Consider the following 15728-nt stretch of genomic DNA (forward strand, 5'->3'; position numbering starts at 1 on the left):
CCGGCTTCAGGCCGACTGCCGGCGCGGGATTCCGAGCGCTTCGGCCGCGCCCTCGGTGAGCCGGGCGGGAACCCGCTCCCCGGCGACCGCCGGGCGCGCCGGACGGATCCAGCCCTCCGAGACGAGCCGGGTGACGGCCGTGTGATCGCACCACCCCCCGTCGATCAGCAGGTCCGGCGCGCAGCTGATGAGCAGCTCGGCGCGGCCCGCGGCGACGGCCCGCAGAATGGCGTGCTCACGGCGGTTGAGCGTGCCGGCGTCCATGGTGTCCTCCTCCAGCTCGTGCAGCTCCCCTTGATGGCGGAGCCGGCACATCCATGGTTCGCCGTCGCGTGGTCATCGGCCCCGAACCGGGGGCTTCCGGGCAGCTCCTGAGCCTCAAGAGGCAAACCGGCGTTCCACGCCGATCGCCGGCCGGCGCTCCCGGCCGGAGCCGACGGACTGCTTCGGCCCGGCTGGCGCGCGGGCGCTTCCTTCCCACTGCCGGTCACCGCACCGGTTCTGCCGGCTGCCGCGCCCTCTCCGCGGGCGGACCCAGATCGCTTTCCCCGCGGCGCAGGACGTCCTCGACACCGCGGGGCAGCACCTCGACGTCCACTGTCGCCTTCGCCGATTGGTGGGGGAACATTCCGGGCCGGCCACCAGGCGTCAGCGGGCTCCACCGTGGTGAGCGTCTACGCCGGCGAAGGTCCCGCTGGTCCGGGGAAGACTGTCGCGTACCGCAGAATCCCGGAACGGGCCTGGGCTGTCCCTGATCGCTTCGGGGTCACCGGCTTACCGCCACTCCGCCTGTGAAGGATTTCCCCCTCCGCACGAGCCGGCGCCGCCGCCGATCCCAACGTGACGCTGCGGACGGTAGTTGTGGGGGCGAGGAGTACAGACACGGGAGGAACGATGGCCAGGGAACAACTGGTGCGGATGTCCGAAGAAGGCGTCGCGCCGATGGAAGCTCGGCCGAGCTTCACAATTGCCGAGGGGCTGGCCGATATCCGGCGGAGGCAGGACTCCAGGACGGTCAAGTACCGGAACGCCAAGTTCCTTTCGGTCACGGTGCCGGTGGACCGGGACCGGTGCGACCGGCTGCTGCCGGCGGGCGTGCGGATGGCGGAGGACTCGACCGCGCTTCTGTTCGTCGCCGATTACCCTTGGACGAATTTCAACAGCGTCTACCGCGAGGCGGCGATCTTCCTCAACGTCAAGCACGGGCCGTTCCGCGCGGCGCACTGCCCGTGGATCGTGGTCGACGACGACACCGCCATGATCGGTGGGCGCGAAACGCTCGGTTTTCCGAAGAAGATCGCCGAGATCGACTGGGAAGAGGCCGGTGACAGCGTCCACGCCACGGTGCGCCGGCGCGGCGTGGAACTTCTGCGCCTGCACGGGACCAAGGGTGGTCCGAGGTCCTCACTGCCGCCGATCTTCAACCAGCCGTTCCGCAACGTGCTCGGCACGCTTGGGCTGTCCGTGCCCCGCCTCGTCACGTTCAAGACGACGGACGAGCCCCGGGAACTGCGCGCGGCCGAGGTGGAACTGGCGGTCGGCGGCTCCTTCACCGACCCCCTTGACACGATCGTTTCCGGCCCGCCGCTGGAGGGGCATTTCCGCCGCGTCGACATGCGGGTCGGCCGGCTGCCGCTGCCGGTGGGGCTCGTCTCACCGACCTACCTGCTGCGCACCCACCCGATGCGCGCCAGCTGAACTTCCTCGCGGCTTCGGACGGTCGGCTCGGTGTGCCGCCGTTCCGCGGCCGGTACCCCGGCCGGCCAGGGCGTTTAGAGATCGTGAAGTCCGCTGCACAATGCTTCGCCCAGGGGTACGAGGCAGGAGGAACCACAGTGGAACCTGTACATGTCGCGGTGTGGACGGCCGACCCGATCATGCACGCGGGACTCACGAGCTTCCTGCGGACCCGCACCGAACTGGTGGTCGTCGAGCCGGGTGAGCTGGCCGGCCAGGGCGTGCTGGTCGCCCACATCGATCGGATGACCCCGCAGGTGGTTGCGGAACTGCGCGGCGACGGTGCCCAGGCACGCGTTCCCAAGGTACTGCTGGCCGGCGAACTGGGGGAGAACGACATCCTGACTGCCGTCGAATGCCGGGTGGTGGCCGTGCTGCCGCGGGCTCGGACGTCGGGTGACAGCCTCGTCGAAGCCGTGCTGTCCGTGGTGCCCGGACGGGGCCTGCTGCCCGCCGAACTGCTCGGACAGCTGCTCGACAGCGTGCGGCAGCTGCAGTCCGAACCACCCGCCTCGTGCGGTCCGGGCTCCGCCGGGCTGACCCCGCGCGAAGTGGACGTGCTCCGGTTGATGGCGGAGGGGTGCGACACCGCCGAGATCGCGGACAAGCTGTGTTACTCCGAGCGCACGGTCAAAAACACCGTCTACGGGCTGACCAACCGCCTGAACCTGCGGAACCGGCCCCACGCGGTCGCCTACGCCATGCGCGCGGGCGTGATCTAGTGTCGCGCGTCGCGAGTTGTTTGACGGTCGAGGGCAGTAGGAGCTCGCCCGCCAAAGCTCCGGCGACGGTTCCGCCCCAAGGTGGCCTTCCGTGCGTCAGACGCAACCAACGCCGCCTTGGCGCACAGGGCTGGGCCGCTGTCAGCAGATCCCGGACGCGCGACGCTCGAGCGGTGCCGCGTACCGACCACGAATTTTCCAGCCCGTTGAGAGATGCGGCGTCTCTTGGCGGGCAATTCACGGCCGGCGAGAACCGGCAGACGCGCTGCCGTCCGCCATCACCGTGATCGCGGCGACGCCGGCTCCGCGAGGCCACTGCGCGACGACAGGCCCAGTTTGGCGAGCACCCGGGTGACGTGCGCCTGCACCGTGCGGCGGGGAATGGCCAGCGCGGCGGCGATCTCCGGGTTGGAGCGGCCCTGACCGACCAAGGCGGCGATCTCCCGTTCCATCGGCGACAACGACGACCAGCCGCTCGTCGAATGCCGCGCTTCGGCTTCACCGGACGCGATGCCGAACTTCCGCATCCGGATGCCGAGGTGCCGCACATCCCAGGCCGCGCCCAGTCCGTTCAGGTGCGCGACCGCGTCGTCCACCGCGGTCTGCGCGTCTTCGCGGCGCCCCGCTTCGGCCAGGAGGAGGGCGACGTCGGCCAGGGCCGACGCCATTTCCACGACGCGCCCCACCTTGCCGTAGTGCGCGATCGCCTGCAGCAGGGGTTCCGGATCCCCGGAGACGAGCGCCTCGCACCACTGCGCGGCGGCGGTCGCCCGCGCCGGTACGATCTCCTTGCCGGCTTCCTCGCGGCAGACGTCCAGGGCCTGGGCCGCGATGTCCGCCCGCCCGTGCTCCCGCGCCAGGCGGCCCAGTCTCGGCAGCCATTGGTGGCGAAGCATCATCCGCGCGTAGGCCGGATCCATGATCGGCGCCAGCACGTCGATGGCCTGTTCCGGCTTGCCTTGCTGCTCGGCCCGCAGAGAACGGGCGACGAGCAGGAAGTCGCAGTTCTCCCGCTCGGCGTCGGTGACGGCGAGGCGCTCTTCGGCGGCGAGGAGGTGCGCGGCCGCTTGCTCGGCCTCCCCACGACGGCCGTGGATCAGCCCGGCGAGCCCGTGGAGCAACAGGGCGGCCGGGCCGGGCTCCCGGAGTCCGTGGAACGTGATCGCCGGACCGTCCTCGGTCACGCTGTCCAGCTCCACCAGCGCGTCGTCCCAGCTGCCGGTCCAGTAGTCGTGGACGGCCGAGGAGACCTGGAGCCCGTGTGGCCGCGAATACGCCGAGGCCGCCCGCCAGGCGGTGCGGAGCGTCTCCTGCGCTTCCTCCATGCGGTCGAGGTTCTGGAGGGTGAACATCTTGTTGTCGAGGAGGTCGAAGTACAGGCCCGCCTGGTCGGCGCGACCCTCGACGGCTTCGACCGCGTGGTCGATGTGGCGCAACGCGGCGCCGTGGTCCCGTTCGATCGACTTGATGAGCCAGAGGGTCTGGAGGGCGTGGGCGATCGGATACGGCTCTCCGGCCGCCACCGCGGCGCGATAGGTGCGCCGGGCCCTCCGCGCGGCGCGGCCGAGATCGTCGAGGCTGCCCCGGCTGAAGTTCGCCAGGAGCGAGCGCCGCCGTTCGCGCCACAGAGGCGGGGTTTCCGGCGAATCGTTGCCCGCCAGCAGGGCGATCGCCCCCTCGGTGTCGCCGCGGCGGTGCGTGATCGCCGCCGCGATGTGCCGCATTTCGGCAGCCCGGGCGGGGTCCCGGCTGAGGACCATGGCTTCTTTCGCGGATTCGAGCGGTTCCTGGCCGAGCCCGAACACCACGAGGACGTTCGCGGCCAGCAGCACTTCCCGGCGCGGGTCGCCGGTGCCGCACACGTCCAGCACCCGCCGCAACAGCACGGCGGCGATAGAGGGGGCGCGGGTCGACAGGGACACGTGATGATCGGCCAGCCAGTCGATCACCCAGTCGTCCACCACCGCGGGGACGGCGACGAGCTGCTGGGCGACGTGCTCGACCCCCGCCCCGGTGTCCGCCAGAGCCTCGGCGGCACGCCGGTGCCACGCGGCCCGCACGGTCCCGGCGATCTCGTTGTACAGCGTCCACCGGAGCAGGGGGTGGCGGAACGCGAGGTGCGTCCCTGCGTCGACGACGATCCCCATCGCCATCACCTCGTCGAACGCGCCGAGCAACGCCGACGGCATCACGCCCATCGTGGCCGCCACCTGCGTCAGCCCGAACTCCATGCCCAGCACCGCGGCCCGGCGCACCGCTTCCCGGGTGAGCTCGTCCAGCTGAGCCAGCGTCCGGGCCACCGCACCGAACAGAGACTCGGGCACGGCCAGTTCCGCGCCTTCACGCACCTTCGCGATGCCGTCGACGATCTCGACGGAGTCCTCGCGCACCAGCGCCGCTGTCACCTCGCGGAGGTAGAGGGGATTGCCCGCGGTCTTGTCGACCAGTGACCGCAATTCCTCGTCCGGACGTCCCCCGACGACGTCTTCGATCAGGGCCTCGGCATCGGCGGGGAGCAGGGGGCCCAGCGTGATCAGCTCCAGACCGCGCAGCTCCGCCGCGCGGCGCACCCGGGCGAGGTCCTGCCGGCGGTGGGCCGGCCGGGACGTCGCGATCAGCAGCAGCGGGAGCTGACGCGCGGCGGCGGAAAGCCGGTTCCAGATCAGCACGCTGGCCTCGTCCGCCCACTGGAGGTCGTCGACGACCACCACGAGAGGTGCAGACCCGCAGAGCCGATCGACGTACGCGAGCACTCGATCCGCGGTCGCGGCCACCGGGTCGACGTCGGCGGCCACCGCCGACGGCTCGTCGGTACCGAGTCCGAGGCACTCGGTGATCACCTGCAGCGGGAACGACTGTCCCAGCTCGCCGGCGGCGCCCCAGGCGACGTGGCACCCGCCGCCGACGACGTCCGCCAGTGCGGAGGTGAGCAGCTCCGACTTCCCGATACCGGGCTCACCTTCGATCCAGACCGTCCGGCCGGACCCCTTCAGGACTGCGTCGGCCAGCTGCCGGAGCCGGCCGATCTCGTGTTCGCGCCCGCGGCAGGCGGACGGCCGGTCCCGGTGGCCGGCGATGGCGTGGGCGACCTGCCCGGGCAGTACGTGCAGGAGCGGGTCGGCGTGTTCGGGAGCCGGCGGGGCGACGGCCGGGTCGTTCGTCAGGATCTGCTGGTGCACTCGGGTGAGTTCCGGGCCGGGGGCGACGCCCAGTTCGTTGCGCAGGACTTCGCGGGCGCTGCGGAAGGTGTCCAGGGCCTCGGTGGTCCGGCCGCTGCGGTGCAGGGCGGTCATCAGCAGCCGCCACAACGGTTCGCGCAGCGGGTGCTCCCGCACCAGCACGGTCAGTTCCGGGACGAGATCTTCGTGGGAACCCCGGTCCAGCAGGGCGTCCGCGCGCAGCTCGAGGGCGAGGACCCGCTGTTCGGCCAGGTTCGCCCGGAGGGATCCGGCGTACGGCCCGGGAACGCCCGACAGGGCTTCTCCGCGCCACAGGTCCAGCGCGCGGTCCAGCGTTTCGACCGTGCCGGCGGCGTCGCCGTTCTGCCAGAGCGACTGGGCCGTTTCGCGCAGCCGGGTGAACACCTGCAGATCGAGAGCTTCGCCGTCGAGCCGGAGGCGGTAGCCCGCCGCGTCCGACAGGAGGAGGCCGCCGGTCGACCAGCGGGCCCGGTCCGGCTCCAGGATCCGCCGCAGCCCGGAGATGTAGGTGTGGACGCTGCCCTTCGCACTCGCGGGGGCGGCCTCGCCCCACACGCCGCGGATCAGCTCGGCCCGGCTGATCGGCCGCGTCACGGCCCCGGTCGCCAGCGCGGCGAAGACCGCTCGCTGGCGGGCGGGCCCGAGCGCGAGTTCGTCGTCACCGAGCCAGGCACGCAGGGAGCCGAGCACTTCGACCCGCAGCCGTTGCTCGGTCATCGGCGCGTCCGGTGGTGCTCTGGCCGGATCCGCCGTTCGGCCCGCTCGGCGTCCAGCACGGCGCCCAGCTCGGCGTAGGCGTTCAGCGCCGCGTGCAGGGCCGCCTCGGCCTTGACCGGCTTGCCGTCGTCGGCGAAGAGCTTGGCGGCGTCCTCCATCGCCTGTGCCTCCCCGAACCGGTTGCCCGACTCGCGCGCCCGGGCTGCGGCGGTGAGCGCCGCGACGGGGTCGGCATCGAGCAGTGCCCGGCACCGGAGGGCGGCGGTTTCCTGATCGGGGGTGCGCTCACACAGCAGCGTCGCCAGTTTGGCCCGGTCGTGCTCGCCCAGGTCGATCGCGAGGCGGACGAGGTCGGGCATCCACGGGCAGACCACCGGATCCTCGACCTCCAGCATGCTCGAAAGCAGGCTCAAGGCGAGCTCCGGCTGCCCCTGCAGCTCGGCGAGCAAGGCGTTGGCGGCGAGGATGAAGTCCGTTCCGTCCGCGCCGAACTCCCCGGCGGGCGCCAAGGACCAGACGGACATCAGGTGCGCCCGGGCGTCGTCCGCCCGGCCCCGGTGGGCCGCGATCACCGCGGCGACGCCGCTGAGCCGCCGCAGGGCCGTCGGGCGGCCGAGAGTGTGCTTCACGAGCGTCGGACCGCCGTGCAGCCGCTGGGTCAGCTCGGTCAGGCAGGCTTCCCAGCGGCCCAGCCAGAACGCGTCGACCGTGCTGAGGCCGGGAGTGGTCCGTTGGGCCGGGATCGGTGCGACCGGTTGGTCCGGAGCGGACGTGCAGACGGGCCACCAGCCGACTCGCGTCCGGGACAGCAGAGCCTCGTGCATGCCGCGCCAGTTCGCCGGGATCGCCGGATCGCGCAGGGCCTCCTTGATGCCTTTCGCCGCCAGGTCCACGTCGCCGCACACCAGGCGCGCGTAGGCGAGGAGCCAGCGCATCTCGGCGACCACGGCGGCGTCCTTCGTCCGGGTCGCGAGCATGCCGGCCCCGGCGGCGAGGTCGCGCTCGAGCCAGAGCGTGGTCCGCGCCGTGGCGATCGCGAAGCCCTCGCGGAGGGCGGCCGGGACGGTGGTGGCGGTGTTCACCCGCCGGAGCAGCCGCATCGCCGACAGGGGCGAACGCGCCGCCAGGGGGTAGATCTCCCGCGTCAGCCACTCGCACTGCCACCTGTCCACCGGGAGGGGGGCAGCGAGCAGGTGGAAAGCCACGCTTTCCACGGGGGCGTCCGCCTCGGCGAGTGCTTCGGCGAGCTGCCGGTGCAGCGCGAGGCGGATCGCCGCAGGAGTCCGGGCGTAGAGCGCCTCGCGGACTGCGGGGTGCCGCATGGTGAGCTTGCCCCGCGCGCGGACCACGAGGCCGAGAGCCACGACTTCGCTCAGGACGTCGTCGAGCTCGTCGGCCGGGCGGCCCAGCGCCGCGGCGAGCTCGCCGCGGGTGAAGTACCGGTCCAGCAAGGCTGCCCAGCGGAGCACTTCCGCCGCGGCGGCGGAGAGGATGCCGAGCCAGCGGCCGATGACCTCGAGCACCGCCGGGGGGATGGCCGGCCGGGCTCCCGGGGCCGCGGGCTCCGGCGCTTCGTTCCCGGCGAGGGCACGGATGATCTCGCGGACGAGGAGGGGGTTCCCGGCCGCGGTCCGCGTGAGTTCGAGGAGCGCGGGCCCCGGCTCGGCACCGGTGAGCGCGGCAACGAGGTCCCGGACCTCCGCGTCGGGAAGCGGCTTCAGGACGTGGACGAGCGTGCCGCCGGCCGCGAGCTCGCGGCGCAGATCGTTGAGCCGGTGCCGCCCGGGCACCGGCCGGCACACCCCGATCAGCACCAGTGGGGACCCGGCGCAGTCGGCCGCGAGCCGGCGCCAGAGCTCGAGGCCGGCGTCGTCCGCCCACTGCAGGTCGTCGAGCACGAGGACGAGCGGACGTTCGCGGCACAGTGTCCCGACGAGCCCGACGACCAGGTCCACCGCGGCGGCGATGCCCGGCGGCTCGTCGAGGGAAAGCCGCCGGATCTCCCTCGCCACCGCGCTCCGGCGCGGGTCGGCCGAGTTCGTCGTGACGTCCAGGCGGTCCAGCAGCACTTGCAGCGGAACGTGCCGGGTCAGCTCGTCCGCGCCGGCGACGGCGACGGTGCACCCGGTCGCGGTGGCGAGCCCGGCGGAGATCAGAGCCGACTTGCCGATGCCGGGTTCGCCTTCGAGCAACACGGAGGTCCCGCGGCCGGTGGCGAGCCCGCTGAGCGCCGACCGGAGCGACCGCAGTTCGCAGCTGCGGCCGACGAACGACCCGGCGTCGTCGGCCGCCGAGGGCGGCTGCACGGCGGCCGACGTACGCGAAGCATTGGCCAACCCTCGCCAGAGGGCCGGATCGTCGGCCTTGATCTGTTCGTAGCGCAGGGTGAGTTCGCTCCCCGGCTCGATGCCGAGTTCGTCGACGGTGTCGGCACGCAGCCGCTCGAACAGCTGCACCCCTTCGTCGCGGTACCCGCATCGGTACAGCGCGAGCAGGTGGAGGCTCTGCAGTCCGTCCCGCATCCGGTGTTCCGCGGCGAACGGGCGCAGCTCGGCCAGCACCTGCTGGTGCTCTCCCATGTCGAGCATGATCTTGGCTCGTCGCTCGACGAGCTCGAGGCGCAGTTCCCGCAGGCGCTCACGCTGAGCCGCGGCGTAGGGACCGGGCAGACCGGCCAGCGGCTCGTCCTCGCCGAGGCTCAGGGCGCTCTCCAGCGCCGCGAGGGCTCCCGGGAAATCATTCGCGCGCTGGCACAACCGAGCCCGTTCGCGAAGGCGTTCGAACCGGACGACGTCGATCGATTCCGCGTCCACCCGGAGGCAGTAACCGGGCCCGCTGGAGGTCAGCACCTCGGCGGCCCCACCGTGGGTTCGCTCCGGGTCGAGTGCCGAGCGGAGGGAAGAGACGTACGTGTAGATGCTGCCGCTGGCACTGGCCGGCGCCTTTTCACCCCAAACGGCGTCGATCAATTCCGAACGAGTGATGACCTGGTTCGCCTTGAGGGCCAGGATGGCGAGCAGAGCCCTGCGCTGCGCCGAACCGAGCGCCATCTCCTGGCCTCCACGCCAGGCGCGGACCGGGCCGAAGAGTTCGAGCTTCAACCGCATCATCGCCTCCGCGGTACAGCGGTAAAATTACCGAGCGTAGTCATCGGTGGGGATTCTGTCTCGGGTGTAGTGGGTAAGTGGTTCACCCGAAGCGGCTAGTAATGGGTGTTTTCCATGATCGGTCGACTACGCGGGGTACGGGGCATCCCTGGCGAGATACTGTGGTTTGTCCCCAGGAGTGGCGGTGGAGGGGCGGAAATCCATGTCGTCCTCCAGGTGAGCGTGCCGCCGGGGGTGTCCACGAGTGGTCGGCGAAAGTCCAACAGGGTGGTGGCCGCTCTGGCGATTTCACTTTCTGTCCATAAGTCATCACTCAAAGTATCGATGTCACCGAGGGGACGGTCTTGCTCGGTGCTCCGTTCGGTGCGGGGGGTCGGCGGGCGGCGTGCGCGGGGCCTGCCGGGTCCGGCGGCAAGCCTCGCGGCGTGGTCCGACGGTGCGGGCCCGTCGCCGTGGTGGTCGTGAATACCGTGCGCCACGCGTCTTCAGAGATTCTCAATCCTGCGCATCCGGGTGATTCGTGTCGCAAAGCGACTACTTGTCGTGGTCATTTTGATGGAGTCTGTCACTCGATCGATACCTCTGGCGTGGGAATTGCTTCGTTACCGGTGGTTGTACGGTGGCCTGAAGTGGGCGATGCCCCCGTAGGTGCCAAAACCTTGCGAGGGGTGGTGCAGTGTGGAGAACGGCCGCGTGTTGCCGGAACTTGTGACGACCTGGCCGGGGCTGCCCGAGCCGCACGAGGGCTCGTGTCCGGCGGAAGAGGCGCTCACCCTGCTGGCGCGCGGAACCGACCGGTCGACGGCCGTCCGGTTGGCCGATTTCGCGCTCGACGCGGACGCCTGCCTGGCCCACGCGCGGTGCCTGTGGCGTGCGGTGACCGTATTGCTGTGTGCCGGAGAGCTGGTCAGCGCGGATGCCCGGCTGCGCAGGCTGGAGGGCACCTGCGACGGTCGTGCCGCCGAGCTGGTGGCAGTGCTGCGGGCGCAGCACGCGAGGCTCGTCGGAGACCTGGCCGGTGCGCGGAAGGCGCTGGCTCCGCTCGCTTCGGCCGAGGCGTCCCCGTTCGCGCGCCGGCTCGCGGTGCCCTTTCTCGCCGAAGCGCTCGTCGCGGCCGGTGAGGTTGCGGACGCCGAGGCGGTGCTCGCCGGGGACGACTCCGACCGGGCGCCGGCCGCTCGGTTCACCCGTCCGCTGCTGCTCGCCGCCCGTGGCGCGGTCCACCTGGAAGCCGGGCGGCCCCGGGAAGCCCTCGAGGACTTCCTGGCGTGCCTGAGGTTCCCGGCCGCCGAGCTGTCAGCCCACTTCGCGGTGATGCACTGCCGGGGGCTGGCCGCCCTCGCCGCGCGGGCCGGTGGTCGCGCCGAGCGCGCCGTCGACCTGGCGGCGCGGGAACAGGAAGCCGCGCTGGCGTGGGGGTCCCCGGCCTACGTCGGCTGGGCGCTGTACGTGCGCGCGATCGCCGGAGGGCCCGATGGTGCCACCGGGCTGCTCGTCGACGCGATCGACCTGCTGGAGGTCGCGCAAGCGCGCGTCGTCCTGGCCGCGGCGGCGCACGAACTGGGGCGGCGGCTCGCCCGCGCCGGCGACGTCACCGCGGCGAGGCGCGAACTCGAGCGAGCCGGGCGATGGGCGGGGCAGATCGGCCACGGACGTCTCGCGGCGAAGGTCCAGGCCGCGTCGCAGGACGTGGCGCACGTCGTCCCACGGAGTTCGCTGACCACGCAGGAGGCCAAGATCGCCGAGCTCGCGCGCGCCGGCTACAGCAACAAGCAGATCGCCGAGAAGCTGTACCTCACCGTTCGCACGATCGAATTCCACTTGTCCAATGTGTACCGGAAGTTGCGGATTTCCAGCAGGCGCGAGCTGATGGACGGCACATCGAGATCGCAGTGACCGCGTCGGCCGGGGGTCCGTCGCGGCGTCGGTGTGATCGGTGGCGGTAAGTTCACGTCGCGTGGCCGGCGTATCACCGTATCGGGCGCGTGCTGCCACTGAATGGCGGTGTACGAAATCTTGGCGCCGGGCAACATAGTATGTTGCCCGGAACTCCGGGCCTTGTCGGCGGACATCGCAAGCGATCCAGCGGGTAAGGGGCATGGTGGAAGCAGAAGGCGCGGAAGTGGGCTACCGGACTTCCCTTGACGGAGACGGCACGGGACTCGCCACGGCGCTCGAGGTTTCGGGGAGAATCGTTCCCGTTTTGGTGCTCGCGGATTGGCTCGAGCGATATGTCGACACTTTGCTGCGGAACGGGCTGCGGTCCGGCTTTCCGAGATGCTGTCAGCGGTGCGTCGATCTCATGGACGGCTTGTCCGGCGCCGCGGAGGCACTTCGTTCGTCGGGCCGGTGCGATGACGAACGGGCCGAACAGCAGTTGCGGCTCGCTGTTTCCCTGCTCCGGAGTGTGGACCAGGGAGAAATCGTTGCCGTCCATCGGTGACGAACGATTGGCCCGTCCACTTCGGCGCGACCGCAATTCCTGACTTCATCGGGGACCGCTGCCGGACGCGCCGGCTCGCATGCCTCCTCTGGTGTTCCTGCGGACGATCGGCCGGTGGTGCGTGGTGTCTTTCGGGCAGAAGGGTATGACGGAAGTCTCCCGTTCGCGAGCGGAGGGGGGAACGGTGCGGAATTCCGGTAAAAACAGTTTCCATGTCTGCCAGTGAAAGCGCGGCGACCTACCCCGGTCGCGTGGAGTTTGACCTCGATGCCGAGTACCCGTATTTCTACATCAGCGAGAACACCTCGCTGATCAATCATCGCGTGTCGACCTGGTCGGGCATGGTGACGGCTTCGGCGGGCAAGCTGAAACTGCAGCTGCCATCGTGTGCGAGCGTGGCGAGCGTCGCGGTGGAGATGCACCACGCCGAGCCCGCCGACTTCCTCGACTGCTTCGAAGACGTGGTCGAATTCGGGTATCCGTCCGCGACCGGCTGTCCGGCGATGCTGGACTGGTCGCGCGCGCTGGTGTGCGAGCTCAGGCCGTTGCCCGGGGGGCCGGGGGACTACCGCATCCGCTACCACGTGAAAGGACCCGCCGGTTCGGCCGGCCGGTCCGACTTCCGGTCGTCCGAAAAGGCGGAGGCGCTGGTGCAGATCTGGCCCGGATCGCCCGGGCAGCTGAAAGAACTCAAGATCACCGGCGTGCTGGGGAGTTTCTGGCATCCAGGTGACCGGTTGCGCCGCGCCCTGGAGTTCTGAGATACCGGGCACCGGAAGGATCTCCCACACGGCACGAGACGCCGGGATCGCGCGGGACCGGTGCGAGCGCCCGGTGGAGTACCTCGGCGCCGAGCGGCCGCCTCTGCCCCGGCGCACCCCAGCTGTTCGCAGTTCGGACATAGATCCCGGGCAATGCTGGGCATCTCACGTTCCCGCCCCGCAGACTGCGGATGTCCGCTGGACTGCTCCCGGAGGTGAAGGCGATGCGACTGGTCGTTCCCGTGGTGCTGCTCGCCGTTCTCGGCTGCGCCGGGTGCGCCGTCGGAGCTCCCGCGCCTCGGGGCGCGGGAGAACAGCCCACATCGCAACGACCGGTGGGAACCACGACCCGGGTGCCCGTCGCGACAGTGGGACCCCGGACACCGGCGCGGTCCGGCTCGTCGTCCGTTGCGCCGCTTTCGCCGGAGACCTCGCCTCGACGCGGTGCGGACGCGGTTTTCGCAACGCCCTCGGCCGTGGGTGCCGAGTGGTTGCGTGAATGGTGCGCCCTCGACTGGCACGAGCCGATGAATGCGAACCTCGATCGTGCTTCGCGTTACCAGACATCCGCCGCGGCCGAAGAGGATCGCCGGAAGGGCGACGACGACAACACCTACCGGACCGCACAGGCCCAGCGGTTGAGCAGCGGCTGTGACGAGATCACCGCGGCTCCGAGTCCGGAAGCACCGCGCAGCGCGGACGTCGCATTCCTGGTGCTCTCGGCCCGGCGCGTCAACTCGGCGTCGGGTGTGGCGTTCGAAAGCGAGCAGGTGCAGTCGGTGCGGCGGGTCGTCCGGCAAGCGGACGGCCGCTGGCTCGTCGATGAACAGGTGGAGGCGGGCTGATGCGCTTGCGGACCTTGCTCGTCGTCGTGGCGACCGCCGTGGCGGCCCTGCTTCTGCTGCTCCCGCGAACGGACCGTGCGGACGCGCTCGACTGTGCCGGTACCGTCGCGTCCCCGACGACCGGGGAAGCCGATTCCCTGAATCTCGCCTTGCCGCAGCTCGACGTCGCGAAGCGCATCGTCGCCACGGCGAAAGGCATGGCGATCACCAAGCGGGGTGCGGTCATCGCCCTCCAGGTGGCGAGACAGGAGTCCACTTTCGATCCGGCAGCCACCGTCGGCCGGGCGACCGGTGCTTTCCAGCAGATCGCCCCGGGCCCGGCCGATGCCTACGTCGGGTACGACCGGACGGATCCCGGCATGGCGGCCAAAGGATTCTTCACCGTGCTCCTGGCCAGGGTGCCGGGATACGACTCGGATCCACGGTCCAATGCGGACATCGGGCAGGTGGTGCAGGCCAGCGGCGCGGGGGCGGGCAAGTACGCGCCGTGGCAGCCGCTGGCCGAATCGCTGGCCGACGTCCTGTACGACGGCACGGCCGCGATGACCTGTGCGGCCGGAACGAGCGGGCCGACCGCGATCCGCACCGACGGGACCGACGTGGAACTGCCGCCGGCGGCGGGGGTCACCGGGTCCGTCAAGGCGCCGACGCCCGAAGCTGCGCGCGCACTCGCCGCGGCGCTCTCCTGGCTAGGCACTCCCTATGCCTGGGGCGGCGGCACCACGGCCGGTCCGTCCCGCGGCATCCGCGACGGCGGTGTGGCCGATGCGCATGGTGACTTCGCCAAGGTGGGTTTCGACTGCAGCGGCCTGATGGTGTATGCGTACGGACAGGTCGGGGTCTCCTTACCGCGTACTTCCCAGGCACAACGCGCGGGTGGGGGGACGGTGGTTCCGTGGTCCGCGGCGCTACCCGGTGATCTCGTGTTCTACGGCTCCGTCGTGCACCACGTCGCGATGTTCCTCGGTGTCGTCGGCGGTGTCCCCTACATGGTCGAAGCTCCGCAAAGCGGTGACGTGGTCAAGGTTTCCCCAGTCCGAACGGGTGGTGACTTCCGGTCGGAAGCCGTCCGGCCGATTCCAGGAGAAGGGCCCGATCAGCATGCATGAGAACCCGCCGGGCTACGAGGTCGAGCAGCCCATCGATCTGAGCAAGCCAGTCGCCCTGGCCGCGCAGGTGGGCACGGATTCGCCGCGCGCGGAACGACGCGCGGCGGCGCGCAGGCCGAAGAGGGCCCAGGAAGCACCACCGCAGCCGGAGCCGGCCGTCCCACCCGAACCCGCGGCCGTCGCGAAGCCCGCGCTCTCCGGCCTCGTCGCCGTGGTCAACCCGCAATCCCGGGCCGGCAAGAGCCTGGTGGCGCGGATGCTCCACAGTGTCATCGAAACCACTCAGGCGAACGTGCAGCTGTGGAACGGCATCGGCGAAACCCGGCCGGAGGGCCTGGTCATCGCGGACATGCCCTCCGATCCGAGCGGTGCCGACTGGCGGCGGCAGACCGCGATGGCCGATCAGCTGGTGATCCCGGTGCCCGACGACGTCCAGGCGGCGTGTGCCGCCCAGTGGCTCCTGGACCGCTTGACCGCCGAAGGCCGATCCGGGCTGGCCGCGTCGGCGGTCGTCGCGGCCATCCGGACCGGTCGCGACCGGAAGCTCGCCCGCAAGATCGTCCGGTACTTCGAGACGCGGACGGCGCAGGTCGTCCGCATCAAGCTGCCCGGGGACACTCCGCCGGCCGATGACCACGGGCCTTGGCAGCCGCTCGCCAAGGTGGCCCTGCGGGCGTTGGAGCGCCCCGGGCCGTCCGAACGCGCCGCCCGGCCCGCGGCCGGACGGCAGCGGATCGTCCCCCTCGATGTCCGTGACTACGGGAAGGCCGTGAGCTGATGATCGTCCACCTGCTCAGCCAGTCGCCGAATCCGTTCGACGGCGTGGTCCCCAACTTCGATGTCTTCGGCGTCGAATTCAACTCCGCTTGGAAGAAGCTGCTGGGTGGGGTCTGGGGCCTGGCGTTCGTCGTGTTCGCCTTCGGCACCATCCGGGCGACGCTGGAGCTGCAGTCGGCGAAACGCCACGGCTACCACACGTCGGTCGCGGACCATTCGGCGTCGCTCAAGCGATCGGTGATCGGGCTCGGGGTGCTGACCAGCCTCGGCTTGATCTTCGGTGCCGTCCTGGCTGTGTTCTGAGGTCACG

At 70.9% G+C, this 15728-nt stretch carries 13 protein-coding genes; 9 read left to right on the top strand and 4 right to left on the bottom strand.

Translation table 11 applies throughout. The features are described from left to right. Positions 1-6 precede the first annotated feature (6 nt). Positions 7-264, bottom strand: coding sequence for a hypothetical protein (locus QRX60_RS29350; protein ID WP_285994657.1), 258 nt, complete (start codon positions 262-264; stop codon positions 7-9). A 223-nt stretch (positions 265-487) separates the two neighbouring features. Beyond that, a complete protein-coding gene (locus QRX60_RS29355; protein WP_285994658.1) occupies positions 488-628 on the bottom strand; it encodes a hypothetical protein in 141 nt (46 codons plus the stop codon). Positions 629-894: 266 nt separating this feature from the next. Between QRX60_RS29355 and QRX60_RS29360 the strand changes: the two genes are divergently transcribed. Continuing rightward, complete coding sequence (locus QRX60_RS29360; protein ID WP_285994659.1) at positions 895-1698, top strand: acetoacetate decarboxylase family protein; 804 nt, start codon at positions 895-897, stop codon at positions 1696-1698. A gap of 137 nt (positions 1699-1835) precedes the next feature. Then, on the top strand, positions 1836-2459 hold the full coding sequence (locus QRX60_RS29365) for a helix-turn-helix transcriptional regulator (RefSeq protein WP_285994660.1): 624 nt from the start codon (positions 1836-1838) through the stop codon (positions 2457-2459). Between the two features lie 278 nt (positions 2460-2737). Here the strand turns inward: QRX60_RS29365 and QRX60_RS29370 are convergent, their stop codons facing one another. Beyond that, positions 2738-6376, bottom strand: coding sequence for a BTAD domain-containing putative transcriptional regulator (locus tag QRX60_RS29370; RefSeq protein WP_285994661.1), 3639 nt, complete (start codon positions 6374-6376; stop codon positions 2738-2740). Then, a complete protein-coding gene (locus QRX60_RS29375) occupies positions 6373-9486 on the bottom strand; it encodes a BTAD domain-containing putative transcriptional regulator (protein ID WP_285994662.1) in 3114 nt (1037 codons plus the stop codon). Before QRX60_RS29375 ends, QRX60_RS29370 begins: the two co-directional genes overlap by 4 nt. Positions 9487-10176: 690 nt before the next feature. On the opposite strand from QRX60_RS29375, the gene QRX60_RS29380 reads away from it, so the two are divergent. From QRX60_RS29380 to QRX60_RS29410, 7 genes are all read left to right on the top strand, one after another. Further along, positions 10177-11379: a LuxR family transcriptional regulator gene (locus QRX60_RS29380; protein WP_285994663.1), complete on the top strand. Its 1203-nt coding sequence runs from the start codon at positions 10177-10179 to the stop codon at positions 11377-11379. Positions 11380-11581: 202 nt separating this feature from the next. After that, the gene (locus QRX60_RS29385; protein ID WP_285994664.1) at positions 11582-11926 is read left to right on the top strand and encodes a hypothetical protein; all 345 of its coding nucleotides are present in this window, start codon (positions 11582-11584) and stop codon (positions 11924-11926) included. Positions 11927-12138: 212 nt separating this feature from the next. After that, complete coding sequence (locus QRX60_RS29390; RefSeq protein WP_285994665.1) at positions 12139-12687, top strand: hypothetical protein; 549 nt, start codon at positions 12139-12141, stop codon at positions 12685-12687. A 476-nt stretch (positions 12688-13163) separates the two neighbouring features. After that, a complete protein-coding gene (locus tag QRX60_RS29395; RefSeq protein ID WP_285994666.1) occupies positions 13164-13532 on the top strand; it encodes a hypothetical protein in 369 nt (122 codons plus the stop codon). Next, positions 13532-14641, top strand: a complete 1110-nt coding sequence (locus QRX60_RS29400) for a C40 family peptidase (protein WP_285994667.1) — start codon at positions 13532-13534, stop codon at positions 14639-14641. Before QRX60_RS29395 ends, QRX60_RS29400 begins: the two co-directional genes overlap by 1 nt. Then, positions 14634-15419, top strand: coding sequence for a hypothetical protein (locus QRX60_RS29405; protein WP_285994668.1), 786 nt, complete (start codon positions 14634-14636; stop codon positions 15417-15419). The genes QRX60_RS29400 and QRX60_RS29405 overlap by 8 nt, the downstream gene beginning before the upstream one ends. After that, positions 15419-15721: a hypothetical protein gene (locus QRX60_RS29410; RefSeq protein ID WP_285994669.1), complete on the top strand. Its 303-nt coding sequence runs from the start codon at positions 15419-15421 to the stop codon at positions 15719-15721. The genes QRX60_RS29405 and QRX60_RS29410 overlap by 1 nt, the downstream gene beginning before the upstream one ends. The last annotated feature ends 7 nt before the right edge of the window (positions 15722-15728 follow it).

The organism is Amycolatopsis mongoliensis (assembly GCF_030285665.1).
GTDB classification, from domain to species: Bacteria; Actinomycetota; Actinomycetes; order Mycobacteriales; family Pseudonocardiaceae; genus Amycolatopsis; species Amycolatopsis mongoliensis.